Annotated in this window: 25 protein-coding genes; 6 read left to right on the top strand and 19 right to left on the bottom strand. The window is 49.0% G+C overall.

Annotated features, from left to right (window positions below):
* Window positions 1–107: 107 nt before the first annotated feature.
* From hemG to pepQ, 4 genes are read right to left on the bottom strand one after another with little or no spacing between them, the layout of a single operon-like run.
* Complete coding sequence (gene hemG / locus ACL9RG_RS17715; protein WP_422793953.1) at window positions 108–641, bottom strand: menaquinone-dependent protoporphyrinogen IX dehydrogenase; 534 nt, start codon at window positions 639–641, stop codon at window positions 108–110.
* A 41-nt stretch (window positions 642–682) separates the two neighbouring features.
* Entirely contained in the window at window positions 683–2,134 is a 1,452-nt protein-coding gene (trkH, locus tag ACL9RG_RS17710; protein WP_422793952.1) for a Trk system potassium transporter TrkH, read from the bottom strand.
* Between the two features lie 40 nt (window positions 2,135–2,174).
* Window positions 2,175–2,783, bottom strand: a complete 609-nt coding sequence (locus ACL9RG_RS17705) for an IMPACT family protein (RefSeq protein ID WP_422793951.1) — start codon at window positions 2,781–2,783, stop codon at window positions 2,175–2,177.
* Window positions 2,783–4,114: a Xaa-Pro dipeptidase gene (pepQ, locus tag ACL9RG_RS17700; RefSeq protein WP_422793950.1), complete on the bottom strand. Its 1,332-nt coding sequence runs from the start codon at window positions 4,112–4,114 to the stop codon at window positions 2,783–2,785. Before pepQ ends, ACL9RG_RS17705 begins: the two co-directional genes overlap by 1 nt.
* Before the next feature lie 185 nt (window positions 4,115–4,299).
* On the opposite strand from pepQ, the gene fadB reads away from it, so the two are divergent.
* Both fadB and fadA read left to right on the top strand, forming a co-directional pair.
* Window positions 4,300–6,489 (top strand): fatty acid oxidation complex subunit alpha FadB, encoded by a 2,190-nt coding sequence (gene fadB / locus ACL9RG_RS17695; RefSeq protein ID WP_422793949.1) that lies wholly within the window; start codon window positions 4,300–4,302, stop codon window positions 6,487–6,489.
* A gap of 11 nt (window positions 6,490–6,500) precedes the next feature.
* The gene (gene fadA, locus ACL9RG_RS17690; RefSeq protein ID WP_422793948.1) at window positions 6,501–7,664 is read left to right on the top strand and encodes an acetyl-CoA C-acyltransferase FadA; all 1,164 of its coding nucleotides are present in this window, start codon (window positions 6,501–6,503) and stop codon (window positions 7,662–7,664) included.
* A gap of 129 nt (window positions 7,665–7,793) precedes the next feature.
* Here the strand turns inward: fadA and fre are convergent, their stop codons facing one another.
* Both fre and ubiD read right to left on the bottom strand, forming a co-directional pair.
* A complete protein-coding gene (gene fre, locus ACL9RG_RS17685) occupies window positions 7,794–8,495 on the bottom strand; it encodes an NAD(P)H-flavin reductase (protein ID WP_422793947.1) in 702 nt (233 codons plus the stop codon).
* A gap of 95 nt (window positions 8,496–8,590) precedes the next feature.
* The gene (gene ubiD, locus ACL9RG_RS17680; RefSeq protein ID WP_422793946.1) at window positions 8,591–10,081 is read right to left on the bottom strand and encodes a 4-hydroxy-3-polyprenylbenzoate decarboxylase; all 1,491 of its coding nucleotides are present in this window, start codon (window positions 10,079–10,081) and stop codon (window positions 8,591–8,593) included.
* Window positions 10,082–10,375: 294 nt separating this feature from the next.
* Between ubiD and rfaH the strand changes: the two genes are divergently transcribed.
* A complete protein-coding gene (rfaH, locus tag ACL9RG_RS17675) occupies window positions 10,376–10,867 on the top strand; it encodes a transcription/translation regulatory transformer protein RfaH (RefSeq protein ID WP_422793945.1) in 492 nt (163 codons plus the stop codon).
* A gap of 61 nt (window positions 10,868–10,928) precedes the next feature.
* Here the strand turns inward: rfaH and tatD are convergent, their stop codons facing one another.
* The 11 genes from tatD to udp form a co-directional block, all read right to left on the bottom strand.
* Window positions 10,929–11,708 (bottom strand): 3'-5' ssDNA/RNA exonuclease TatD, encoded by a 780-nt coding sequence (tatD, locus tag ACL9RG_RS17670; RefSeq protein WP_422793944.1) that lies wholly within the window; start codon window positions 11,706–11,708, stop codon window positions 10,929–10,931.
* Between the two features lie 69 nt (window positions 11,709–11,777).
* On the bottom strand, window positions 11,778–12,542 hold the full coding sequence (gene tatC, locus ACL9RG_RS17665) for a Sec-independent protein translocase subunit TatC (RefSeq protein ID WP_422793943.1): 765 nt from the start codon (window positions 12,540–12,542) through the stop codon (window positions 11,778–11,780).
* A 3-nt stretch (window positions 12,543–12,545) separates the two neighbouring features.
* Window positions 12,546–13,160, bottom strand: coding sequence for a Sec-independent protein translocase protein TatB (gene tatB, locus ACL9RG_RS17660; protein WP_422793942.1), 615 nt, complete (start codon window positions 13,158–13,160; stop codon window positions 12,546–12,548).
* A 3-nt stretch (window positions 13,161–13,163) separates the two neighbouring features.
* Window positions 13,164–13,433 (bottom strand): twin-arginine translocase subunit TatE, encoded by a 270-nt coding sequence (tatE, locus tag ACL9RG_RS17655; RefSeq protein WP_422793941.1) that lies wholly within the window; start codon window positions 13,431–13,433, stop codon window positions 13,164–13,166.
* Between the two features lie 74 nt (window positions 13,434–13,507).
* Window positions 13,508–15,139 carry a ubiquinone biosynthesis regulatory protein kinase UbiB gene (ubiB, locus tag ACL9RG_RS17650; RefSeq protein ID WP_422793940.1) on the bottom strand — a complete coding sequence of 544 codons (1,632 nt, stop codon included), beginning with the start codon at window positions 15,137–15,139 and terminating at the stop codon, window positions 13,508–13,510.
* A complete protein-coding gene (gene ubiJ, locus ACL9RG_RS17645) occupies window positions 15,136–15,744 on the bottom strand; it encodes a ubiquinone biosynthesis protein UbiJ (protein WP_422793957.1) in 609 nt (202 codons plus the stop codon). The genes ubiB and ubiJ overlap by 4 nt, the downstream gene beginning before the upstream one ends.
* A 13-nt stretch (window positions 15,745–15,757) precedes the next feature.
* Window positions 15,758–16,513 (bottom strand): bifunctional demethylmenaquinone methyltransferase/2-methoxy-6-polyprenyl-1,4-benzoquinol methylase UbiE, encoded by a 756-nt coding sequence (ubiE, locus tag ACL9RG_RS17640; protein WP_422793939.1) that lies wholly within the window; start codon window positions 16,511–16,513, stop codon window positions 15,758–15,760.
* Between the two features lie 104 nt (window positions 16,514–16,617).
* On the bottom strand, window positions 16,618–18,261 hold the full coding sequence (rmuC, locus tag ACL9RG_RS17635) for a DNA recombination protein RmuC (RefSeq protein ID WP_422793938.1): 1,644 nt from the start codon (window positions 18,259–18,261) through the stop codon (window positions 16,618–16,620).
* A gap of 140 nt (window positions 18,262–18,401) precedes the next feature.
* Window positions 18,402–18,929 (bottom strand): DedA family protein, encoded by a 528-nt coding sequence (locus ACL9RG_RS17630; protein ID WP_422793937.1) that lies wholly within the window; start codon window positions 18,927–18,929, stop codon window positions 18,402–18,404.
* A 144-nt stretch (window positions 18,930–19,073) separates the two neighbouring features.
* A complete protein-coding gene (locus tag ACL9RG_RS17625; RefSeq protein WP_422793936.1) occupies window positions 19,074–19,856 on the bottom strand; it encodes a tyrosine-protein phosphatase in 783 nt (260 codons plus the stop codon).
* A 117-nt stretch (window positions 19,857–19,973) separates the two neighbouring features.
* The gene (gene udp / locus ACL9RG_RS17620) at window positions 19,974–20,729 is read right to left on the bottom strand and encodes a uridine phosphorylase (protein WP_422793935.1); all 756 of its coding nucleotides are present in this window, start codon (window positions 20,727–20,729) and stop codon (window positions 19,974–19,976) included.
* Window positions 20,730–21,035: 306 nt separating this feature from the next.
* Between udp and ACL9RG_RS17615 the strand changes: the two genes are divergently transcribed.
* Window positions 21,036–21,863, top strand: a complete 828-nt coding sequence (locus ACL9RG_RS17615; protein WP_422793934.1) for a dienelactone hydrolase family protein — start codon at window positions 21,036–21,038, stop codon at window positions 21,861–21,863.
* Between the two features lie 84 nt (window positions 21,864–21,947).
* Here ACL9RG_RS17615 and metE read toward each other — a convergent pair whose 3' ends face one another.
* Window positions 21,948–24,224 (bottom strand): 5-methyltetrahydropteroyltriglutamate--homocysteine S-methyltransferase, encoded by a 2,277-nt coding sequence (metE, locus tag ACL9RG_RS17610; RefSeq protein WP_422793933.1) that lies wholly within the window; start codon window positions 24,222–24,224, stop codon window positions 21,948–21,950.
* Window positions 24,225–24,328: 104 nt separating this feature from the next.
* Here metE and metR point away from each other — a divergent pair, with 104 nt between their 5' ends.
* Complete coding sequence (gene metR / locus ACL9RG_RS17605) at window positions 24,329–25,285, top strand: HTH-type transcriptional regulator MetR (protein ID WP_422793932.1); 957 nt, start codon at window positions 24,329–24,331, stop codon at window positions 25,283–25,285.
* On the opposite strand, the gene ACL9RG_RS17600 is transcribed toward metR, so the two are convergent.
* Window positions 25,170–26,069 carry a carboxylate/amino acid/amine transporter gene (locus tag ACL9RG_RS17600; RefSeq protein ID WP_422793931.1) on the bottom strand — a complete coding sequence of 300 codons (900 nt, stop codon included), beginning with the start codon at window positions 26,067–26,069 and terminating at the stop codon, window positions 25,170–25,172. The two genes, metR and ACL9RG_RS17600, sit on opposite strands and share 116 nt — an antisense overlap.
* 225 nt (window positions 26,070–26,294) lie before the next feature.
* On the opposite strand from ACL9RG_RS17600, the gene ACL9RG_RS17595 reads away from it, so the two are divergent.
* The gene (locus ACL9RG_RS17595) at window positions 26,295–26,627 is read left to right on the top strand and encodes a DUF2756 domain-containing protein (RefSeq protein ID WP_422793930.1); all 333 of its coding nucleotides are present in this window, start codon (window positions 26,295–26,297) and stop codon (window positions 26,625–26,627) included.
* Window positions 26,628–26,772 lie beyond the last annotated feature (145 nt).

Below are 26,772 nucleotides of genomic sequence, written 5' to 3'. Positions count from 1 at the left end.
TTATAGGGAGTTTCAGAAAGCCTGCAACCCCCTTTTGCTAAATAATCGCAAATAATTATCTGACCGTTTCTTTTTTCCACTAAATGCCTAATCAACCAGCATTTATGCTATTTTTTGTTCGATAATTTGCCAAAATCCTCAGCGAATTGCTTCACTTGTTCCCAATCTGTGTACTCTACTTCTTTGCTTGTATCTGTTTCCCCTCCGGTCATACGCATAATCAGCTTGATCATTACCTTATCTAGCCAGCGATAACGTGGATAACGCAGGGCCCCAGCGAATACACCACATAAAGTAGGCTGCCAAGGTGAGCCCAACAGGAACTTGCGCGTATAAGCATTGGTTTGCGGTGTACGCTTTTCTGGCTTACGCGCAGTCAGGTTCACAGAGAAGAAAGCCGAAGGCAAAGTATTGAGAGTCGCCAGATGCGTTTTGATAAATTTATCCAGCAGCGGATTAAAGTGACCATAACGGATAGAGGCACCAATCATCACCTTGTCATAGTTTGCCAAATTCACCGTATTAGCATGCTGGAGATCGATGACGTCACAATCATCAGTCTCTTTTAAGCAGCTTGCTATATAAGAAGCGATGGCATGGGTTTGCCCATCTCGGCTTGAGTAAATGACCAGTACTTTCATATTCAATTCCTTTCCTGACTAATGAGTGGCAGCAACTGTCGTCACTCTTTCCAGAAAGTGGGGGTAAAGAGAACTAACAACGTGAACACTTCAAGACGACCAAACAACATGGTCATAATCAGTATCCATTTTGCCGTTGGATTCATAGAGGCAAAGTTATCTGCCACGACGCCCAGACCAGGGCCGAGGTTATTTAGCGTTGCCGTGACCGCCGCAAATGCTGAGAAGTTATCAACACCCGTTGCGACGATTGCCAACATACTGACAATAAACACCAGCGCGTAAGCGGAGAAGAATCCCCATACCGCTTCGATAATGCGCTCTGGTAATGCACGATGTCCTAATTTGATGGTATAGACCGCGTTAGGATGCACTAAACGCTTGAGCTCACGCGAGCCTTGCAGATACAGCAACAAGATGCGGATAACCTTTAACCCACCGCCGGTTGACCCCGCACAGCCCCCGATAAAAGCAGAGCATAATAATAGTATCGGCAAGAACAGCGGCCATGAGGAAATACTGTCAGTGGTGTATCCCGCCGTTGTGGCCATCGAAACAACCTGGAAGAACGCCTGATTAAGCGTTTCTAATCCGGTTTTATAGGTATTGTGTAGCCACAATACAAGAGTACAGATAACCACCAGCGTGAATTGAACGGTGATATACATCCGAAATTCAGGATCACGCCAATAGACTTTGATATTACGGCCACTCAATAGGGCGAAGTGCAAACCGTAGTTACAGCCAGATATCAGCAGGAAAATGGCAATAATGGTATTGATAGTACCGTTATGGAAGTAACCGATACTGGCATCATGAGTTGAGAAGCCGCCAATCGATATCGTAGAGAAGCTATGTGAGATAGCATCAAAGATTGGCATCCCCGCTCCCCACAGCGCCAAAGCACAGGCAATGGTCAGCAATACGTAGATAAACCACAGCGTTTTGGCCGTCTCAGCAATACGCGGGCGCATCTTGTTATCTTTTAACGGACCTGGCATTTCTGCGCGGTAGAGCTGCATCCCCCCTACGCCCAATATAGGCAAAATGGCGACAGCCAATACGATGATCCCCATCCCGCCAAACCACTGCAACATTTGACGATAGAACAGAATAGCGTGAGGCAAGTTATCCAGGCCAACTAGCGTCGTTGCGCCGGTCGTGGTCAAACCGGAAAAGGATTCGAAGAATGCATCAGTGAGGCCGAGGTTAGGTCTCTCGGAGAAGAGAAACGGCAGCGCACCGACGCTCCCCAGCACGGTCCAGAATAAGACGACGATCAGAAAGCCTTCCCGAGGCTTAAGTTCACTGCGTTGCCGTCGGTTAGGCAACCAAAGGAATAAACCTATCGCTAACGCAACAAAAAAGGTCTCACTGAAGGCTCGGCCCGCGCCATCTTTATAGATCAATGCCACCAACCCGGGGATGATCATTGTTCCTGAGAATAAAATAACGAGAACCCCGACAATACGGGTTATGGCACGGAAATGCATGCTGGTGCGTTCCTCAGCAAATTAAAAGAGCAATACATTATCAAACCGGCTGCAAAACGAGCGTGCCGCGGCTGATATCAAATAAGCGGATAGCAATCTGTGAGGCTTCAGTCGCGGGTAACGCCAATCGTAAATCGACTGCCGCGCCATATTCGCTGTGTACAATCTCACCACCAACTTGATGCAGTAGCGATTCAACCAAGGCTATTTGCCCATAATCGCACTGCAATAAAAATTCGGACTGCGGGGTTTTCATTTGGACATTGAGCTGCTTCAACGCCTGCTGTACCCCATTACCATAAGCACGAACTAACCCACCGGTACCCAATTTAATCCCACCGTAATAGCGCACCACTACCGCGGTAATTTCACCGACCCCGCTGCCCATCAACTGCCCAAGAATAGGCTTACCCGCCGTTCCCGCAGGTTCACCATCGTCCGAAAAACCCAGTTGTTGCGAGTCATTCGGCGGACCAGCTACAAAAGCCCAGCAGTGATGCCGGGCGGCAGGATGTTCGTTTTTAACCTGTTGAACAAAGGCTTTAGCGGCCTCTATACCACAGGTGGGTTGCAGTAACGTGATGAAACGGCTTTTCTTGATCTCTTCACTGAAACTCACGGGCTCAGCAGGAATAGAATAAGGTTGCATCAGGCTAACTTCAGGTCTCGCGTCATATTTTCAATATGCTTATCGTGGATAACAATATTATCCTCAATGCGTATCCCACCATAAGGTTTCATAGCCTTGATGCGATCCCAGGCAAAATGCTTACTGAATGGGCTTTCGCGCCAAGGTGCCAATAGTGAGTCAATGAAGTACAGGCCAGGCTCAATGGTCAGCACCATACCAGGCTGAACAACACGAGTGCAGCGCAGGTAAGGATATTGCGATGGCGCAGCCAGAGATGTGCCGTGCTCATCCTGCATAAACGCACCAACATCATGGACCTGCAAACCTAAAGGATGGCCCAATCCATGTGGCAAGAACGGCCCGGTTAAATTCTGCTCGACCATCGCCTCTTCGCTGATATCAACCACTAAGCGGTGCGCTTTCAGCAATTTTGCAATCCGATGATGCATTTGCACATGATAGTCGGTATAGCGCACACCGGTTTTGATCGAAGCAATCAATGATTGCTGTTCAGTATTCAAGTCATGAACCAATGCGGCAAAATCACTATCTGACTGGGCGGCATAAGTCCGGGTAATATCCGCGGCATAGCCATTATATTCCGCCCCCGCATCAATCAGGAAGCTATGCAAATGTGCCGGCGGATTCTGTTGCAATGTGGTGTAGTGCAGCACCGCCGCGTGCTCATTTAACGCCACAATATTGCCATAAGGCACTTCATTTTCACGCTGTCCTGTTGCCGACAAATAAGCAAGGTTGATATCAAACTCGCTCATCCCGGATAAGAAAGCTTCTTTAGCCGAGCGGTGACCATTGACTGCAATTTTCTGCGCTTCACGCATGCAAGCGACTTCATAAGAGGTTTTATATGCGCGGTGGTAATGCAGGTAATCAAGTACTGCTTTCGGGTTGATATTATCGGCAGTGATACCGAAATCGAGCGCACGATCCTGACAATAGCCAATATAAGCCACGCGTTTTAGATCGGCAGGCAACTGCCCTTTAATATCCCCGGCATTTGCCAATGGCAATACGGTAACTTCTTTAGTCCAAAACGCATCTGGCAGCGGTTCAACGCTATGCCAATAATCAACCGGTGAGTAAAACCACAGTTTTGGCTGATTAACACCATCAATCCATAGCCAGCAGTTTGGAACCTGAGTGACAGGAACCCAAGCTTTAAACTGCGGGTTAACCTTAAATGGGTAGTCATGATCATCAAGGAAAGTTGTCATCAACTCACCAGAGTGAATCAATAGCGCATCAAGTTGGTTGCGTTGCAGTATTTCCAGCGCTCTCGCCTGCAATGTGGCGATATGTTCTTTATAAAAAGTAGAAAGAGATTCCATCAATCTGTCCTTATTTTCTGCAAACAATGGCGCATCTTATCACAGCCACGTGCAGGTCGTAGCCTTGTAAGCTTTGTGATCGTGGCTGCAAATACCAACCAACTTATTTGCATTTAATTAACATAAAAACCACACTCTCTTTATCTGGTCATACCAGATCATCCCAGATGATTCAGGAGAGACACATGCTCTACCAAGGCGAAACATTACATCTGAAGTGGCTTGACGGCGGTATTGCCGAATTGGTGTTTGATGCTCCAGGCTCGGTCAATAAACTTGATACTCGTACCGTTGCAAGTTTAGGCGAAGCGATATCAGTGCTGGAAAAACAATCGGCACTGAAAGGATTAATTATTAGCTCCGCCAAACCGGCATTTATTGTCGGTGCTGATATCACTGAATTTTTATCCCTCTTTGACGCGCCGAGTGAGAAGCTACATCAGTGGCTGACATTTGCTAATAGCGTGTTTAACCGTTTAGAAGATTTACCGGTTCCTACCATCTCGGCCATCACTGGCTACGCGTTAGGCGGCGGTTGCGAATGTGTACTCGCCACCGATTTTCGTGTTGCCACGCCGGATGCGCGTATTGGCTTGCCAGAGACTCGATTAGGCATCATGCCTGGCTTTGGCGGTTCTGTTCGTCTGCCACGTCTGTTAGGCACCGATAGTGCTTTAGAGATTATCGCCGCCGGTAAAGATGTCGGTGCAGAAGAAGCACTGAAAATCGGCCTGGTAGATGCGGTCGTTAATAGCGATAAATTACATGCTGCTGCACTTGCCATATTAGAACAGGCAATCGACGGCAAGCTGGATTGGCGTCAAATCCGTCAGCCAAAATTGCTGCCGCTGAAACTCAGTGCGATTGAAGCCGCCATGAGTTTTAGCGTCGCAAAAGGCATGGTATTACAAACGGCAGGTAAACATTACCCCGCGCCAATCACGGCCGTAAAAACTATTGAAGCTGCGGCAGGACTGGGCCGCGATGAGGCATTAAAACTCGAAAGCGCCAGCTTTGTTCCTCTCGCCCAATCTAACGAAGCCCGTGCTTTAGTTGGGATTTTCCTCAACGATCAGTTTGTTAAAAGCAGCGCGAAAAAAAGAGCCGCTGACAGCAGCAAACCTGAACAAGCCGCCGTGCTGGGCGCAGGTATTATGGGCGGAGGCATTGCCTATCAATCGGCGTTGAAAGGCGTACCGGTTATTATGAAAGATATCAGCGAGAAATCCCTAACGCTGGGTATCAATGAAGCAGCGAAATTGCTGAATAAACAGCTGGAACGTGGCAAGTTAGACGGCCTGAAAATGGCTAAAACCTTGGCAACCATTCAACCGACTTTGAATTACAGTGGGATTGAACGGGCACAAATTGTCGTTGAAGCCGTAGTCGAGAACCCTAAAGTCAAAGCTGCTGTGTTGGCCGAGGCGGAAGATTTGCTCGATAGCGAAGCCATTCTGGCCTCGAATACCTCAACTATCCCGATTGATCTCTTGGCCGCGGGCCTAAAACGCCCAGAAAACTTCTGCGGGATGCACTTCTTTAACCCGGTACATCGTATGCCGCTGGTTGAAATCATTCGCGGCGAGAAAACCTCGGAAAAAACCTTATCACGCATTGTGTCTTATGCCTTGGCGATGGGGAAAACACCGATCGTGGTCAACGACTGCCCGGGGTTCTTTGTTAATCGCGTGCTATTCCCTTACCTGGCAGGTTTTAGCCTATTGCTACGCGACGGTGCTGATTTCAAGCAGGTCGATAAAGTGATGGAAAAACAGTTTGGCTGGCCGATGGGCCCGGCTTATCTCTTGGATGTCGTTGGCATTGATACCGCTCATCATGCTCAGGCAGTCATGGCCAAAGGTTTCCCTGAACGCATGACCAAAGCGTACCGTGATGCGGTAGATATCCTGTTCGATAACCAGCGCTATGGTCAGAAAAACCAGCTTGGTTTCTATCGTTACAGCGAAGATAAAAAAGGTAAGCCGCGTAAAGAGGACGATCCGCAGGTAGCTAGCTTGCTGGCAGAACATACTCGCGAATCTCACAGCTTTGATCCCGCCGATATTATTGCTCGCATGATGATCCCGATGATCAACGAAGTGGTGCGCTGCCTTGAAGAAGGCATTATCGCCAGCCCGGCAGAAGCGGATATGGCGCTGGTTTATGGCCTCGGTTTCCCTCCGTTCCACGGTGGTGCTTTCCGTTATCTCGATACGCTTGGCACGCAAGCCTATCTACAACTGACCGAGAAATACGCCCATCTAGGCCCAATGTATCAGGCACCTGCCGGATTACGTGATAAAGCGAAATCTAACGAAAGCTATTATCCGCCAGCAGCGCCTCTGGATAACATTGACACCCGCAATCAGGCATAAGGATCGGAATCATGGAAAATGTAGTGATAGTTGATGCGGTCCGTACGCCAATGGGCCGCTCCAAAGGTGGCGCATTCCGTCATGTCAGAGCTGAAGATTTATCAGCCCATCTAATGCGGGCGGTGCTGCAACGTAATACACAGCTTGATGCTAAAGAGATCGACGATATCTATTGGGGCTGTGTCCAACAAACGCTGGAGCAGGGCTTTAATATTGCGCGTAATGCCGCACTGTTGGCTGAACTTCCTAAAAATGTGCCTGCTGTTACGGTCAACCGTTTATGCGGGTCATCTATGCAAGCATTGCACGATGCTGCTCGAGCAATTATGGTCGGTGATGCGCACATTAGCTTGATTGGTGGCGTCGAACATATGGGACATGTCCCGATGAATCACGGCGTCGATTTTCATCCTGGCCTTAGCCGTACTGTCGCAAAAGCAGCGGGAATGATGGGGCTGACGGCCGAAATGCTGGCAAAGATGCATCATATTAGCCGAGAAATGCAGGATGAATTCGCCGTTCGTTCACATCAACGAGCTCACGCCGCAACCGTAGCTGGACATTTTGCCAATGAAATCGTGCCGACCAACGGCCACGATGCCGACGGCATTCTGGTCAATCTTGATTATGACGAAGTGATCCGCCCAGAAACTACCGTGGCCGGGCTGGCCGCATTGCGCCCAGCGTTTGATCCGGTCAATGGCACCGTCACGGCGGGGACTTCGTCGGCATTATCCGATGGCGCATCTGCCATGTTGCTAATGAGCGAGTCACGAGCGAAATCTCTGGGCTTGAAAGCACGGGCAAAAATCCGTTCAATGGCGGTCGTTGGCTGCGATCCATCAATTATGGGATACGGCCCGGTTCCAGCCACTCGTCTGGCGCTGAAGCGTGCTGGTTTACGCGTAGAGGATATTGGCTTATTCGAGCTGAATGAAGCTTTTGCTGCCCAGTCGTTGCCTTGTATTAAAGATTTAGGATTACTCGATTCCATGGAGGAACGAGTGAATCTTAATGGTGGTGCTATCGCATTGGGACATCCACTCGGATGTTCAGGATCACGAATTTCCACCACCTTGCTTAATCTGATGGAACGTAAAGACGTGCAGTTTGGCGTGGCTACGATGTGTATTGGATTAGGTCAGGGGATTGCGACAGTATTCGAAAAGCTATAGATAGCGTTTGAGAATCGTCACGAGAAGGATGTTGTCCTTCTCTTTGCGGGTCAGAAAGTGCTTTCACTTCCTGACCCGTTTACTTTCTGCTTATTGGCAGCTTACTTCTTAGCTACGCGACGGCCGGCTTTAAATAAAAGAGAAAGCATCGCCAAAGATATGATCAACTAATGCACCACGTTCAGCAGTGAAGCGCTCGCGAGCAATCTTGGCCATTTCAAAGCGGCCAGCAATATAAATGTCATGCTCGTGTAGCGAAGCAAAGTCCTGAAGGACAGCACTCAATACCGTACCATTGCGACCTTGCCATCCTTCTTCAGGCTGTTCAACCACCGGGATCACTTTCAGATTAGGATGCGTAACGCTGAGCGACTCCAATTCTCCCAAATCATAAAGATGCTTGAGTTCACGCCCTCCCCAATAAATAGAGATATCCCGATTTGGTTGGCGTTCAAGCGCCGACACCAGGATCGAACGCGCATAAGAGAAACCGGTTCCGCCTGCAATCAGCAACAACGGGCGATCGTCTTCTTCACGCAACCAAGCATCGCCATGAGGCAAATCGACGGTGATGGTTTTTTCCTGCAAGATCCGGTCCATTACCGCCATCGCATACAGATTGAGCTCAGAGGCACCGATATGCAATTCGATATAGTTTTTCTCACCCGGCACAGAAGCGATTGAGAACGGGCGCTTATCACGCTCGTCCATGACCACCATCAGATATTGGCCAGCACGGAACGAAAAAGGCCCTTCAGGCTGCAAACGAACCCGAAAAACCGTGTCGGTAATGGCCTCGACCGAAGCCACCTTACAGTTCAATATTGTCATGCGTTCCCTCTGAGGATCATCAACTCTTAACCGGTGGTACAGGCTGCCAATAGACAGCCCTGTTTATTCTATGCCACCGTCATGTATTAACCATTTTACTTCCGTGCGTTCGGCTTATTACTAAAAATAGCCAGATCATCCCACATAGCATCAACGCGTTCGCTCACTTTTGGATCCATCACAATTGGCCGCCCCCATTCACGCTGGGTTTCTCCCGGCCATTTGTTAGTCGCATCCATCCCCATTTTTGAACCTAACCCAGATACAGGAGAGGCGAAATCGAGGTAATCAATTGGCGTATTTTCAATTAAAACGGTATCGCGCGCAGGATCCATACGCGTTGTGATTGCCCAAATAACATCTTTCCAATCGCGAGCATTCACATCGTCGTCACACACAATCACAAACTTGGTATACATAAACTGGCGCAAGAATGACCAAACCCCCATCATTACGCGCTTAGCATGCCCAGCATACTGTTTCTTCATGGTAACGACTGCCAAGCGGTAAGAGCAACCCTCTGGCGGTAGATAAAAGTCGACAATTTCAGGAAATTGCTTTTTCAGAATAGGAACAAACACTTCATTAAGCGCCACGCCCAGCACTGCCGGTTCATCCGGTGGACGTCCGGTGAAGGTCGAATGATAGATAGCATCTTTACGCTGGGTAATATGCGTCACCGTAAAGACTGGGAAGCTATCAATCTCGTTGTAATAACCGGTGTGATCGCCATAAGGCCCTTCAGGTGCCATTTCTCCCTGTTCGATGTACCCTTCGAGCACAATTTCAGCACTGGCGGGGACTTCAAGATCATTGGAGATACATTTCACCACTTCAGTCTTATTACCGCGCAATAATCCGGCAAAAGCATATTCAGATAGCGTATCTGGCACTGGCGTCACCGCCCCCAGAATCGTTGCGGGATCGGCCCCTAAGGCAACAGACACCGGGAAGCGTTTACCAGGATTCTGCTGGCACCACTCTTGGAAATCTAACGCGCCGCCGCGATGGGAAAGCCAACGCATAATCACTTTATTTTTGCCCAGCACCTGCTGGCGATAAATGCCAAGATTCTGACGCTGTTTGTGCGGACCACGGGTTACGGTTAATCCCCAAGTTATCAGCGGTGCCGCGTCTTCTGGCCAACAATGCATTACAGGCAAACGAGTTAAATCGACATCATCCCCTTGCCACACTTGTTCCTGACAAGGAGCCGAATGTAAGCATTTGGTCGGCATGTTCAGCACTTGCTTAAATTTAGGCACCTTGTCATAGAGATCACGGAAGCCACGCGGTGGCTCGGGCTCTTTCAGGAAGGCCAGCAATTCACCGACTTCCCGTAGCGCACTGACACTCTCCTGTCCCATGCCCATCGCAACCCGCTCTGGCGTACCAAACAGATTACACAGCACCGGCATGTCATAGCCTTTAGGATTCTCAAACAGCAAAGCCGGCCCTGCCGCACGAAGCGTGCGATCGGCAATTTCGGTCATTTCCAGATAAGGATCAACGGACTGAGTAATGCGTTTCAGCTCTCCGCGTTTTTCCAGTAAGGCGAGGAAGTCACGTAAGTCACGGTATTTCATACAAGATGCGTCATAGTCAATGTGGTTACAAATTGAAGAAAGCCAGTATAAGGCCTCTGTCCTGTGGATGCTGCATTTTTGTCAAAGGCATCGAAATAGTTCATCGCGGTTGACACCCGCCATACGATTACTCTGCTGATATCATCATCTTTAGCTAAACTTAACGCTTTAGCGTTTAAAATGAACTGAGAATCGTAAAAAGTCTATTGATATACCCTATAGCGTGTCTGGTGACTGTATATCGCGAAACGCTTTTGCTATTCTGCACGCTATGGCTCTAGGGCAGATGAATTTATGAAAAAGTGGTATTTACTCTACTGTAAACGTGGGCAGCATCTTCGCGCCCAAGAACATTTAGAACGGCAAGAAGTTAACTGCCTGGTTCCGATGATTGAATTGGAAAAAGTCGTCCGAGGACGTCCTAAACAGATAAGTGAACCGCTGTTCCCTAACTATATGTTTATCCAATTCGATCCTGAACACATTCATACCACGACGATTAGTGCAACGCGTGGCGTCAGCCATTTTGTCCGCTTTGGTCACCATTTGGCGACCGTCGAGGCAAGTGTGATTGAACAACTTATTGCCTCACATCCGCACTTAGATAATCAGGATGCGGATCTTCCACGCTGTGGCGATAAAGTACTGATCACCGATGGCGTCTTCGAAGGGCTGCAAGCTATCTATACCGAACCTGATGGCGAAGTACGCTCACATCTACTTCTGAATATGATTAATCGCAACGTTAAACAAAGCGTCTGCAATACTCAATTCCAGAAGCTCTAACGTACCTTTCCCACTCGATACATCATAAGCGAGTCAGCAAAAACATCCTGCACACTCTGTCTTATAACCTAAACAGGCGGCGCGCATTATCTTCAGTAATCTGCGCCAGCTTCTGTGGATCCTCACCACGCCACAGCGCAACCTGAGAAACAATATGCGGCAGATAACAGGGTTCGTTGCGCCGCGATTTCGGCTTGTTATCCATATCGCGCGGTAACAAATAAGGGGCATCAGTTTCTAACAATAAACGTTCGGCAGGGATCAGCGGCAACATAGCTCGCAGCTCTAACCCACGACGTTCATCGCACACCCACCCGGTAATACCAATAGATAAACCAAGTGCAAGATAATGTTCTAATTCTTGCTGACTGCCGGTAAAACAGTGAACCACGCCACCAGATAGCTGACTTAACCACGGTTGCAGCAATTCAGCAAATCTTGGATAAGCATCGCGACAATGTAGAAAGACCGGTAATTGCACCTCAGCGGCCAAAGCAAGCTGTGCACTGAATGCTGCCTCCTGCTGTTCTGGCGTAGAGAAATTGCGATTAAAATCCAAGCCACACTCACCAATGGCGACCACATTTTTATGCTGCGCCAGTTGACGAATTGATGCCTCAACTTCGTTGCTCCATACGCTCGCTTGATGTGGGTGCACCCCGGCCGTCGCCCAGCAAAAATCCGGATACAAACAAGCTAACTCATGGGCTTGCTGGCTCTCTTCCAGAGATGTACCCGTTATTAACATCCCATTCAAACCGGCCGCTTTGGCACGGGCGACAACCTCTGGACGGTCTTTATCGAATTGGTTACTGGTTAAATTAATACCAATTTCAAACATAGAAGTTCCTAAAACAGAAACCGCCCAATAGGGCGGTTTAATCAAGATTACAGCGGATCAGCGGGCCTGTTACTCGGCTTCATCTTCTTCCATCTCATCAACATCGGAACGACGTTTTTTACCGACGTAGAAGCGGGCGAAGAACACACCAATTTCAAACAAACAGTACATTGGTATCGCCAGCAGAGTTTGCGAGAAAACGTCTGGCGGTGTCAGCAGCATGCCAACCACAAACGCACCGACCAACACATAAGGTCGTTTCTTGCGTAAATCGTCAGGACTGGTCACGCCGCTCCAACATAGCAGAATTATCGCGATAGGCACTTCAAACGACACCCCGAACGCCATGAATATGGCCATCACAAAATCGAGGTAGTTGTTGATGTCCGTTGCTATCTGTACGCCAATCGGTGCGGTTTTAGCGAAGAAAGCAAACGCCAGCGGAAAAACAATAAAGTAGGCAAAAGCCATGCCGAGATAAAACAACACCGAACTGGAAAACAGCAGCGGCATCATCAGGCGCTTTTCATGCTTATATAATGCAGGCGCGATAAAACCCCATATCTGATAAAGAATGAAAGGTGCAGAAACAAACACCGAGACAATCATGGTCAGTTTAATTGGGGTGAAAAAAGGCGAAGCCACGTCAGTGGCAATCATGCTCGCGCCCATTGGCAACTGCTTGATGAGCGGCGCAGAAACCAAGTGGTAAATGTCATTGGCGAAGTAAACCAGCACCAAAAAAACAATCAGCACGCAATAAATCGAATTCAGCAGGCGCTTACGCAGCTCTATCAAATGGCTGATAAGCGGCTGGGTATCATCAACAGCCATGTTTTAACGTTCGCCCGTTGGTTGAGTTGAAGAAGCAGGTTTGTTCTGCACAGATGCATCCAACGCTTGTTCTGACGCGGGTTGCACAACGGTTTCTGGTTTATCATGTGCTGGCTGTACAGATAATTCGCGCGCAGGTTGGCTTACGATTGTCTCTGTTACTCGTGCCTCAGGTGCAGTTTCAGGCGCGGTTGCCACATGCTCAGCCGATGCGGGAGAGATACCCTCATCGTGATAAGCTTCAGGATCTTTTACCACCGGGTTATGAATGGTATTGGCGGCGCTGGTCGCCTCCTTAATAGATGCCGTTACCTCATCAGACTCCTTTCTGATCGAACGCTGCATGACGTCAGCAGCTTCTTTAAGCTCATCCATAGAAGCTTTGATTTCTGGCGATATATTCTTAAGGCCCGCTTCTTCAGCCTTTTTCAGGCTGTCCTGCAATTCTTGCAGTTTCAGCTCCTGAGTCAGTTCGTTTTGCACCGATGCCGCCATAGCACGCAGCGTACGAATCCACCCCGCGACTGTTCTAACAGCGACGGGTAAACGTTCCGGTCCTAACACAACCAGACCAATGACTAACACCAATAGCAGTTCACTAAACCCAATATCGAACACGGCTTATACCTGATCTTTGTTGTGGCTCTTAGACTCTTCAGCTTTCTTTTCCGACTGACTATCTTGAATCGACTTAGCCGTAAAATCTGCATCAGACCCGTTTGTATCGCTTTGTTTATTTGTCTTGGGTGCATCATCATCGTTCAACGCTTTCTTAAAGCCCTTGATCGACGCACCGAGATCATTACCCAAGCCACGTAATTTTTTAGTGCCGAACAACAGCACGACTATCACCGCAATTATCAATAGCTGCGTTATGCTAATTCCACCCATGGTATTCACCTCAATATGAATTATTTCAATTAGATAAGTTCTTCATACTGCAGAACTCACTCCAGTTGATATCCTTAACTAGTGCGCTTCCAGCCCACAACCCAAGAAACAACGCCTGCGGCCATCAGCCAAGCAGGATAGACATCTATCTTACCTAATAACAACGCCGTTCCACTAATCAGTAAGGTAGCCCCGATGCCCAACAGGTACCTGGATTGCCCCTGACGCTGATTGTGCTTCTCTAACTGCGTGGTCAGTTTTTCAATGTTGTACTGCAACAACTTATGCTGCTGCAAACTGTCATATACCAACTCAGGCAGTTCAGGCAGCTTTTCAGCCCAATAAGGCGCGCGGGCTTTCAGAGTGCGCAACATGGCTGGCAGGCCAACCTGATCGCGGATCCAACTTTCCAGGAAAGGTTTAGCCGTTGTCCATAGATCAAGCTGTGGGTAAAGCTGGCGCCCTAAACCTTCAACATATAGCAGTGTTTTTTGCAGTAAAACCAGCTGCGGCTGCACTTCCATATTAAAGCGACGGGCAGTGTTAAACAGGTTTAACAACACGTTACCAAAGGAGATATCTGCTAACGGTTTTTCAAAAATCGGTTCGCAGACGGTACGAATGGCGAACTCGAATTCTTCAACATTAGTGTCGCGCGGCACCCAGCCAGAATCGACATGCAGTTCCGCAACCTTGCGGTAATCGCGGTTAAAGAAAGCGATAAAGTTCTCAGCCAGATAACGCTTATCGTCTTTGTTCAAAGAACCAACTATGCCGCAATCAATGCCTATGTAGCAAGGGTCTTCGGGGTTCTCGTAACTGACAAAAATGTTACCGGGATGCATATCAGCATGGAAGAAGCTGTCGCGAAACACCTGAGTAAAGAACACTTGCACGCCACGTTCGGCCAACAGCTTCATGTTAGTACCCTGCTTCTCCAATGCGGCAATATCAGAAACAGGAATGCCGTATATACGCTCCATCACCATCAGACGTTCACTGCAATAGTCTGGATAAACCTCGGGGATATACAGCATTGTGCTACCGTCAAAGTTACGGCGCAACTGAATAGCGTTTGCAGCTTCACGCAGCAAATTCAACTCATCAAACAGGGTTTTTTCGTATTCACGGACTACTTCTCGCGGGCGCAAACGACGCCCATCTGGCATCAGAATAGGCAGCCACCCCGCCAAACGTGCCATTAGCCGAGTATCTGCTTTAATGATCGGCATAATGTCCGGGCGGATCACTTTAAGGACCACATGCTTACCATTTTCTTTTAAAACAGCAGTGTGCACCTGAGCAATAGATGCAGAAGCCAGAGGCGTCTGATCAAAATCATCAAACCAGGTTTCTAACGGCCCGCCCAGTGCCTGCTCGATATGCTTGCGCGCTAATGCGCCATCAAAAGGAGCAACATGGTCTTGCAACAACGCCAACTGGTCAGCAACCATTGGCGGAAAGAGGTCACGGCGAGTAGACAGCATCTGCCCAAACTTGATCCATACCGGCCCAAGCTCTTCAAAAGCCAAACGCAGGCGCGTGCCAACCGGCTTATCTTTGTGGCGGTGTGGTATCCAGAAGAATAAGTAACGCCCAAAACGCAAAGGCAATGTCAGACGTATTTTGGGGATCAACTCATCGAGTCCATAAGAAAGGAAGACCCGGATGATCAGATATAAACGGCGCATTTCGCTGGGGGTCATGAAGTTTCTCCCAGTTTATTGATACGTGATTCCAATGCTTGTAACTGACGTTCCAACGCTGAAACCTCATCACTAAACCATACCAATTCCAGTTTGCCAGCAGCTAACTTCCACTCTTCGGTTACCGCTTCGGCGACATAACCTTGTTGGCGCAGCAGGCCTTTTTGCAGGAAGCGAAAACCACCGGCCACCGCCTGAGTCAGCCCTTGCGCAGCAATATCGCCGAGATAAGGAGCCAGCAGTTCAGCCGGATCCCACTCAGCCATATCCAACAGAGCAACCAATTGCTGTACGACCTGAATATCCCCTTCAACCACCAGCTCGCCGCTGCGCATTAAAGGAGACAGTTGCTGACGGTCACGAAGTTTACGCAAGACGGAGAGTTGTGAGGTCAGTGTGCAATCGGCGTCACCTTCCCACTGTCCAAGCACATCAACTTTATTCTCGCTAAAGACCAGCGTGAGTGGCGAATTAAGCTCACGTAAATCAATACGCAAAACCTTACCCGCCAAACGCAATCTGGCTGCTTTCATACTGTGTTCTTTGTACAGCAGATGGTTGAGCGGCGTTTCAATCGCAGCCGTCAGTAACGGCGTTAACAGCATTGGCATGTCCATATCAGAACTTGAAACCTCGATGCAGGGCAACAATCCCGCCGGTCATATTGTGATAAGTCACATTGTCAAAACCAGCATCGCCCATCATGCCTTTCAGGGTTTCTTGATCCGGGTGCATACGGATGGATTCAGCCAGATAGCGATAGCTTTCTGCATCTTGTGCAACCAGCTCGCCGATACGAGGCAAAATATGGAAGGAGTAAGTGTCATATGCTTTGCTAAGCGGTGCCAGGATAGGCTTGGAGAACTCGAGCACTAATAAACGGCCGCCCGGCTTCAATACGCGAAACATTGAGCTTAAGGCTTTCTCTTTTTCAGTCACATTACGCAGACCGAAAGAGATAGTGATGCAATCAAAATAGTTGTCTGGGAACGGCAAGGCTTCCGCATTGGCCTGAACGTAATTAACGTTACCAACAATGCCCAGATTACGCAGTTTCTCACGCCCCATTTTGAGCATGGAATCATTGATATCAGCCAGCACGACTTCGCCCTGCTCACCGACTAAACGGGAAAATTTAGCGGTCAAATCGCCAGTACCACCAGCGAGATCCAGTACACGTTGACCACGGCGAACGCCGCTGCAATCGATAGTAAAACGCTTCCAGATACGATGAATACCAAATGACATCAGGTCATTCATCAAGTCATATTTTGCCGCAACGGAGTGAAAAACATCTGCGACCATCGCGACTTTTTCATCTTTAGCTACGGTACGGAACCCAAAGTGGGTGGTTTCCTTCGTCTGCTTTTCCATATTCTTTGCCTGCTCATTCAGTATTACGCTTGGGGAAAGTGTATCAGAACCCCGAGGAAAGCCCCATCACCGATCTCTTCACTCATCGGAAAAAGGCTGGCGATTTAAAAATGGCCGGGCTTTTTAGCCGGTTCAGCCGCTGTAAGATCAGATTCATTATCATGAATAACAGCGTTGATATCATACTCGCCGGGAGGGGACTCCCCAAGATGCTGATTGCCCTGCTCTGGCATGGCTACATTATCTAATTCCGCACTATCGAACTCGGTGTTATCGAGTTCACCACCATGAGAATCACCCGTATCCTCTGCCATTGCCTGCTCGGCCAATGAGGGATTAATTGGGCGCTTTACTTCAACGCCGAGCGCACGGAAGCCCTCAACCTGACCGATAAGGTTACCACGGCCTAAAGTCAGTTTGTTCATGGCAGAACGATAACTTACCTGTGCCTTATCAAGGCTCTGGCCCATTGACTGCATATCATCGACGAACAAGCGCAACTTGTCGTAAAGGCGCGCGGCACGGTCAGCAATGCGCTTGGCATTTTGACTTTGGTGCTCATAACGCCAGAGATTACTGATAGTACGCAGAGCCACCAGCAACGTCGTCGGGCTGACTAGCATAATATTATGTTGCAACGCTTCGCTGATAAGCTCAGGTTCACGGTCGATAGCGAGTAAAAACGCGGGTTCGACCGGGATGAACATCAGCACATAATCGAGGCTTCGCAAGCCAGGGAGCTGTTGGTAGTCTTTGCGTCCTAGCAGGCGAATATGTCCACGCACAGAAGCAATATGCTCGTTGAGCGCGGCTTCTCGTTCGCCTTCATCTTCGCCGTTAAAATAGCGCTCATAAGCGACCAAAGACATCTTGGCATCGATCACGACATCTTTGTTTTGCGGCAAACGTACGACAACATCAGGCTGCATGCGACTGTTGTTTTCTGTCTGCACACTAACCTGGGTCTGATATTCATAGCCTTCACGCAGGCCTGAAGCTTCTAGCACGCGGCTCAATACCACTTCGCCCCAGTTACCTTGAGTTTTGTTATCGCCTTTGAGGGCCTTGGTCAGGTTGATGGCTTCGCGAGCCATTTGCGCATTGAGCTGCTGCAAATTGCGAATTTCATGGGTCAGCGTGTGGCGTTCACGAGCTTCCTGGCCAAAGCTGTCTTGTACCTGACGGCGAAACCCATCGAGCTGCTCACGCAACGGTAACAGCAGTTTATCTAAGCTTTGCTTGTTTTGTTCATCGGCACGGCGGCCACTTTGCTCAAAGATACGATTAGCGAGATTTTCAAACTGGCTGGTGAGACGCTGCTCGCTGTTGATCAACAGTCGTTGTTTATCTTCAGCCGCCAGGCGAGTTTCATCAAGACGCGTCGTAGCCTCCCTCAGCTCTGCTTCCTGCGCGCTGTTAATTTCTCGCTGGGCACGCAGTTCCTGATTGAGCTGCTCACATTCTGACTGCCAATGTGCAAGCAGTTGGAGTTTCTCTTGGCTGGCAGCATAGCGGCTATCAAGCGCACGCAGCTCTTGCTCAAGTTGACGTAAATGCTGCTGCTGCTGTTGGCGCTCGGCTTTAAGGTTGTCGGCTTCAAGGTGAACTTGCGAAAGCGCTTGCTCCCCTAATTTGAGCTGGGTTTCGAATTGCGTCTGCCGCTGTTGCTGCTTTAAGCTGACAATAAGCCAACCGAGCAGCAGGCCGACTAGCCCACTACCCACCGCGTAAATAATACTGGTATCCACGGTTTCTCCATCACAATGAATCTGTTACCAAGCACGTTAAAGGCATACTGTATGGATGTCCAGATGCTTTTCTGGCTGCTGCCCTGGGTTGCGTGACATATCGCAATTCATTCTGCTTCAAAGCCACGCTTACAACCGTCTTAGAACCAGCGACTCAACCATTGGATACCAAAAGCGCCTGGCGCTAGGACACCAAATGCCCATAGCAAAGCCGAGGCCACATTAGCGAGCTGAAAATAGCGCTGCGGCATCTCACAAATGCCAGCCACCAGAGGAACAACGGCGCGTAACGGGCCAAAAAATCGCCCGATAAATGCACCTGCAATCCCCCAACGCTCAAAAAAGCGGTGACCACGATCCAGCATCTGTGGGTGACGAGTGAAGGGCCAAAACCCGTGGACACGATCTTTGTAATGCACGCCAACCCAGTAGGACAGCCAGTCACCAAAGAAAGCGCCGGCTGCCGCTCCGGCCCAAACAGGCCAGAAGGGGATACCGCTTTCACCAATCAACGCGCCAAGCCCGAGTAAAATTACCGTCGCAGGCAGTAATAATGAGAGAAAGGCCAATGACTCACCAAATGCCAGTACAAAGGCGATAGGCACCGCCCAGCTCTGATGCTGGCGTACAAATTCAGTGGTGTAATGAATAATGTCATTTAAGGTCAAAGATCGGCATCCTCTTGGTTTACCTCAAGCAAAGTCTCGCAAAGCAATCCAAGTTGCGGTTAAACAACATGGCCATGAGACATATTGCAGCCAAGAGTAGTGCATTCCACCGCGAAATTCCGCAACAAAACCTGAATGAAAATGCTATTCCAGGTAACGCTCGCGCAATGACTCACGTACTTGTGCCGTCACGCCATACTCTTTTTCTAACCAACTATCCGTTGAGCCGTAACGTACTTCAATTTCAGCAATAGCGGTATCAATGAAGCTTTCACGTACCGAGAGCACATAGCCGAACTTATCCAACGCTATTTTGCCAAGGTTAAGGGACATTCTCGCCAGCAACTGCTCACGAAAAGGCGCTAGCGTGGTGTCAGTCAGCAGATAATCCTCAATCACGGTGTTCTTATCTGCCCCTAAAGCAAAGAGCACTAATGCCGAGCCGATGCCGGTACGATCTTTCCCTACCGCACAATGCTGTACTAATGCCCCGCCGTTTGGCTGACGCAAAATAGCGACGAGCTGTTTATAAGCTGAATTATTAAACGGCAGGCGACGATACAGTTCTTGCATAAACTTTTCAGGATCAAATCCTGCAATGGTTTGTGCACTGAGCTGTTCGAGATTAGCACTGATCACGTCGCTTAGCGGGTTAGCTGGCGCATGATGATACTGGCAGCCAGACCAGATAATATCGGGCTTGTCGGCAACTTCGTCGCTATCACGGTAATCAAGAATATGGGCAACAGGAATTTGGCTGAGGAAGTGACAATCCTTATCCGTTAGTTGATTAAGCGCACCAGAGCGGTAAAGCCATCCGCGTTTGATTCGGCGGCCATCGGCGGCGATATTACCCCCAAGTTCGCGAAAATTAATACCACCGCCTAAAGGAGTTAAAGAAGGGTGAAGTAAAATCGTTGCCGTCATATTGCCTCTCATTATTCCATCAATGTTGAGACTGACCTTAACAGATTCACGCGGTGAGATAAAAAAACGGGCCGCAAAAGTGGCCCGTTTCAGTCGATTATTCCAATAGGTAGCCTATTAGATCAGGTGACGCGCAGCCTCAACCACGATTTTCACCGCATGACTTTCGGTTTGTTTCATGGTTTCCGCATTAGGGATCTCTTGCTGGGTGCGGTTAACGATTACACCGGCGACCATTCCGGCGCGCAGACCCTGGCTCGCACACATAGTCAGTAGCGTGGCAGATTCCATTTCATAGTTCATCACGCCCATTTCCTGCCATTCTTGCATCGACTCTTTAAAACGACGCACAACACGGCCGGAATAGGTGTCATAACGTTCCTGACCCGGATAGAAAGTATCAGAAGAAGCGGTCACACCAATATGAGTGGTGGCACCGACTGATTTTGCGGCCTCAACCAATGCAGTCGTACAAGCAAAATCAGCGACCGCAGGGAACTCCATCGGCGCGAAGTGCAAGCTGGCACCGTCCAAGCGCACAGCGGCCGTCGTAACCAGTACATCACCGACATTAATATGCGGCTGAATAGCTCCAGTGGTGCCAATGCGCAGGAAAGTACGGATGCCTAATTGCGCTAACTCTTCTACGGCAATAGAAGTAGAAGGGCCACCGATACCGGTTGAGCAGACGATAACTGCCTTGCCATCCAACTCCGCACGCCAAGAGGTAAATTCACGATGGGACGCCAGACGCACTGGGTTTTCCATCAATTTAGCAATTTTCTCAACGCGCTCAGGGTCACCAGGGACAATCGCTAAGGTCGCGCCTTGCAGGTTTTGCTTGGTGAGGCCAAGGTGGAAAACATCTGACATACATTAATTCCTTTTTGATTGGATGAGTTTTTCGCTGAAGGAAACATCGCTACTTTATCGCTGATTACGCCACATTTACGTGACAGCAGTCACTTTGATGCAAAGTGAAAATCATCACATACATTTTATATGTGACAAAAATCACATTAACGAGTGAGTAAATGTTATTTGCGCGGCGTTATCAATAAGGAAGGAAAAATAAGACTTTGCTGAATCCTTGGAGCTAGCACACATTATGGTCATTGCCCTCTCAATATTATGGCTTATAGTTTAATACTTGAACGCTTACCCTGCATGGAGATCGCAATGACAACCGAAAATAACGTTGAAATAAAACCAACAACACCTACTTTCTCCCCTGCCGTTACCCCTGTTGCAGGTACCACTATTCACACCGATACCGAAGGTCTTCACGCAGGTGAAACCACGATCCCTTCTTTAGGGAAAGAGCTACCGGCTTACCTTGCTCGCCCGCAAAAATATACGGGAAAACTGCCGGTGGTATTGGTTGTACAAGAGATATTTGGCGTTCACGAACATATTCGTGATATCTGCCGCCGCTTGGCAAAGCAAGGCTACCTTGCCATCGCGCCTGAGCTGTATTTCCGCCAAGGCGATCCGAGTCAATATACAGATATCGGCGAGTTATTCAGCAAACTGGTCAGCAAAGTCCCGGATAACCAAGTCCTCTCTGACCTTGATCACGCCGCCCATTGGGCCTGCCAAAATGGTGGCGATGCTTCAAAACTGGCAATTACTGGTTTCTGCTGGGGTGGACGAATAACGTGGTTATATGCCGCTCATAATCCGCAGTTGAAAGCCGCAGTGGCGTGGTATGGAAAACTGGTTGGGGATAAAACCCTCACCAATCCAAGCTATCCTGTCGATGAGGCAAAAGATTTAAGCGCACCGGTGCTGGGTTTGTACGGTGGTAAGGATAATAGTATTTCGCAAGAGAGCATTGAGAAAATGCGCCAGGCAATCCGTGCGGCAAACGCTGATGCAGAAATCGTGGTCTACCCAGAAGCCGATCACGCGTTTAATGCCGATTACCGTCCAACTTATCACCCAGAAGCTGCCGCCGATGGCTGGCAACGAATGTTAGATTGGTTTGCCAAATATGGTGTGAAATAACCCCAAGCTAAATATCAGATCAGCATAAAAAAGAGCGCTAATGCGCTCTTTTTTCTCACCATAACCAACCATGATCGCTGACGATTAAGCTTTAGCGGCTCGCAAGTTTTTCGCTGCCGTGACCATGTTAGCCAAGGCTTCACGAGTTTCAGTCCAGCCACGCGTTTTCAGGCCACAGTCTGGGTTAACCCATAGACGTTCAGCGGGAATGCTGTCGGCAGCTTTACGCAACAGGTCTTCGATCCACTCGACGCTTGGTACGTTTGGTGAGTGAATATCGTATACGCCAGGGCCGATTTCATTCGGGTATTCGAACTCTTTAAAGGAATCCAACAGGTCCATATCTGAGCGTGATGTTTCGATAGTGATCACATCAGCATCGAGTGCTGCGATGGAGTCCATGATGTCATTAAATTCGCAGTAACACATATGCGTGTGGATCTGGGTATCGTCTTTCGCGATGGCAGCATTGAGTTTGAATGCATCAACAGCCCAACGCAGATAGGCAGCCCACTCAGAGCGGCGCAGAGGTAAACCTTCTCGCAGCGCTGGTTCGTCAATCTGGATAATGCCAATACCCGCTTTTTGCAGATCTTCAACTTCATCACGCAGCGCCAAACCGATTTGCTTGGCAATGGTTTCACGTGTCACATCTTCACGCGGGAAGGACCAGCATAAAATGGTAAGTGGGCCCGTCAACATACCCTTAACTGGTCGTTCAGTCAGAGATTGGGCGTATTTAGCCCACTCAACGGTAATTGCTTCCGGACGGCTAACATCACCGATGATGACCGGTGGTTTTACACAGCGTGAACCGTAACTCTGCACCCAGCCGTTTTGCGTGAAGACAAAACCGTCCAAATGTTCGCCGAAGTATTCCACCATGTCGTTACGCTCGGCTTCGCCGTGAACCAACACGTCGATATCCAGACGCTCTTGCTCTTTAATCGCCTGCTTGATGTGTTCGCTGATACCGGTGCGATAATTGGTGCTATCTAAGCGGCCTTGTTTGAAGTCCAGACGCAGGCCACGGATTTCAGTAGTTTGCGGGAATGAACCAATCGTCGTGGTCGGCCAATCTGGCAGCTTGAAGCGCGCGCGCTGTGCTTGTGCACGCTTGGTGTAAACATTTGGACGTTCGATATCAGCAGCCGTGATGGCCGCAACGCGTTTGGTAACAGCATCGTTGTTAACGCGCTTCGAATGGCGACGAGCGCGAATTGGCGCGCTGTACTCAGCCAGTTTATCCAGCGCGGCTTGCTGCGGATCGTTCAGGGCGGAAGTCAGCAAGGACAGCTCGGCACATTTCTGCAGACCAAAAGCGAACCAGCTTTTCACTTCATCATCCAGCCGGCTTTCAACACTCAGGTCGATTGGGCTATGCAATAGCGAGCAAGAACTACCCAGCCAAACATTACGGCCAGCAACCAAAGGTTGCAGACGCTCGAACCAGCTGCTCAAGTCCGCACGCCACACGTTACGACCGTTGATCACTCCCAGAGACAATAGCCACGCTTTTGGCAATTTGTCAGCCACCGCAGCCAGGTCATCACGACCCGCTACCGCATCAATGTGCAGGCCTTGAACGGGTAACTGACGAATAGTGTCCAGGTTATGGCCGATGCTATCGAAATATGTGGTCAACAGTAGTTTCACGCTTCCTTGCAGCTGCTTATAAGCAGGCTTATAAGCCTCCAACCATTCCTGTGGCAGTTCCAACACCAGAGCCGGTTCATCGATTTGTACCCACTCGATACCACGTTTGGCAAGCTCAGCCAAAACTTGCTGATAAACAGGCAAAATGTCATTCACCAGTGACAGGCGGTCAAATTGCTCACCTTTCACTTTACCCAGCCACAGATATGTTAGTGGGCCAAGGAGCACCGGCTTGATGTTGTGCCCCAGTGCTAGCGCTTCGTCTACTTCATCCAGCAACTGAGTCCACGTCAGTTTGAAACGTTGACCTTTAACAAACTCTGGCACCATGTAGTGGTAATTAGTATTGAACCATTTGGTCATTTCCGCCGCTGCGGCTGGTTTACCGGTTGGCGCACGGCCACGGCCCAGACGGAACAGGGTATCAAGGTCAACAGAACCGTCAGCATTTTGATGGCGAGCTGGAACGTTACCCAGCAGCAGGCTAGTCGTCAGTACATGGTCGTACCACGCAAAGTCGCCAACCGGAACTAAATCAACGCCAGCATCCTGTTGCTGTTTCCAGTGACGGGCGCGCAGTTCGCGGCCTGTCGCCAATAATTCTTCTTGAGTAGAGTTACCCGCCCAGTAGCTTTCTTGTGCTTTTTTAAGTTCACGACGCAAACCAACGCGCGGAAAACCTAGGGTGTGATTCAGTATCGCCATCTTTTAAATCTCCATTTAGACGTCCAGATGTTTACACATCCATAATCCGCAGGTACTGTATATCCCACAAGCGCAAAATTTTCATGTAAAAGTGAAGGACTCTCATGATCGAACTGAAACACCTGCGGACGCTGCAAGCTCTGCGTAATACTGGCTCATTGGCGGCGGCGGCATCTCAGCTGCATCAAACCCAATCGGCCTTGTCGCATCAGTTTAGCGACCTTGAGCAGCGTCTGGGTTTCAGGCTATTTGTACGTAAAAGCCAGCCTCTGCGCTTTACACCGCAAGGGGAAATTATGCTGAATCTGGCAGAACAGGTGCTGCCACAGATTCAACAGGCGCTGCAAGCCTGCCATGAACCGCATCAGGCTTCGCTGCGTATTGCCATCGAATGTCACAGTTGTATTCAATGGCTCACCCCAGCGCTCGATAACTTCCGTCAGAACTGGCCACAGGTGTTGATGGACTTCAAATCCGGCGTGACTTTTGATCCACAGCCGGAACTACAGCAAGGTGAATTGGATGTCGTGTTAACCTCCGACATCCTGCCACGCAGCGGATTACACTATTCACCGATGTTTGATTTTGAAGTGCGCTTGGTGCTAGCACCGGATCATCCATTGGCGAATAACGCCATTATTACGCCAGAAGATTTGAGTGCTGAAACACTGATGATTTACCCGGTACAGCGCCAGCGTTTGGATATCTGGCGGCACTTCCTGCAACCGGCGGGCATTAGTCCGGTGATGAAAAATGTGGATAACACACTTCTGCTAATTCAGATGGTCTCTGCGCGGATGGGGATTGCGGCCTTACCGCATTGGGTCGTAGAAAGCTTTGAGAAACAGGGTTTGGTCGTAACCAAAACCTTGGGTGAGGGATTGTGGAGTCGGTTGTACGCTGCCGTACGCGATGGTGAGCAGCGTCAACCGGTTACTGAGGCATTTATTCGCTCCGCCCGCCAACACGCGTGCGATCATCTGCCGTTTGTTCGCGACGCGGCACGACCCAACGCCGGTGCACCCACAGTGAGCCCATTATCACTGCGGCCCCAAGAATAAAGCTTGGCCAATGGGGTTGTTGTTGCCAAATTGCCAAATTGACTAATAACCCCGCCGGAACATGGAAGTTATTCATAATACCCAAAGTACCGGCATCAACCTGCGTCGCGCCATAGTTCCACATGAAGTAGCCTAATGCAGAAGCCCCGACGCCCAGCCAGATTAAAATGCCCCATTGCAGATGAGTGGTCGGTAACTTCTGCGGATTGCCCCACAAGAACCACGCCACCACGGCACACAGCAACGCGCCAATATAAAACCAAGAGAATGCCGTATGTTGCGGCATCGGATGCGTTTCCATCAGGCGCTTATAACCTACCTGTCCAATGGCAAAACAGATATTGGCGGCCTGTACCAACAGTAATCCGATGATGAAATGCTCGCTGATATGGTCATAGCGAATAATCGCCGCCCCGGCGACCGCTAGCAAGGCGCTCAATGCATATCCTATACGGATGCCTCGTCCACTGATCAGGTCATAAATGAGTGTGACATACAGCGGCGTCATGACTGTGAACAGCAAGAATTCTGGCACTGATAAGTACAGATAAGCTTCAAAACTTATCAGATACATCACACCAAGCTGCATCGCACCAACGGCCATATACATCAGCAGGGTTTTTAAGGGATAACCTTTCCAGCGTAAGAATGGCAGAAAGACAAGTGCCGCTAGCGCCAGGCGGATTAACACTGAAAAAACGCTATCGACCTGGCCTGCCAGATAAACACCAATCAGGCTAAAGGAGAAGGCCCACAAGATGGTGGTAATGATAAGTAAAGGCACGTGAGTGTCGCTCGGAAAAGAGAAAAGATGCAGCATTGTAGCGGAAGTCGGTATTGATAGAATGGTGAAGATGGTTGACGTCAGTGTGATTTTTAATCACCCAAGGAAAAATCCGATTATCGACTGACTTTTGCAGATGCTGCAACGTTCAATACATTTCACTGTAATATTGCCTAAACTAATTAGCATAACTGAACATCATTGAACCCAATGGAGTGTAGCTAAATGAAGAATACTCATACACAACGTTCACATAGACTCTTATCTTGCCGTTTGCTCCTCGCGGTACCGCTGTTGCTCGCCGCACATGCTACATTGGCAAATGTTCAAATACCCAACCAAACACAACAACTGTTAAGCAACCCATCGCAAGAACGGATGCAACAGCAACAGCAAATCAACCAGCAAATGCAACAACGTAAACTACAGCAAGACCTCAATAGCAGCATTCAACAACAGCAGTTGCAGCTTCGCTCTCAAATACAAAGTGATCAGCAACGCTTACAAATTCAGCAGCTCAATCAAAATAACCAACAGCTGCAGCAACGATTACAGTAAGTATCTCAACTACGCGATCGCCTCCACTCAAACACCTTTCTTATATCAAAAGAAAGGTGTTGCCTTGATAGTATAAATAACAGGCAAATCCTCTGTAAAATTCACTACTTCTTTATCAGGATAAATAACAAGGTTATTTAACCTC

It is taken from the genome of Rouxiella sp. Mn2063, assembly GCF_049319665.1.
Taxonomy (GTDB): Bacteria; Pseudomonadota; Gammaproteobacteria; order Enterobacterales; family Enterobacteriaceae; genus JBMOUD01.
This window is presented reverse-complemented; position numbering and strand designations above follow the sequence as displayed.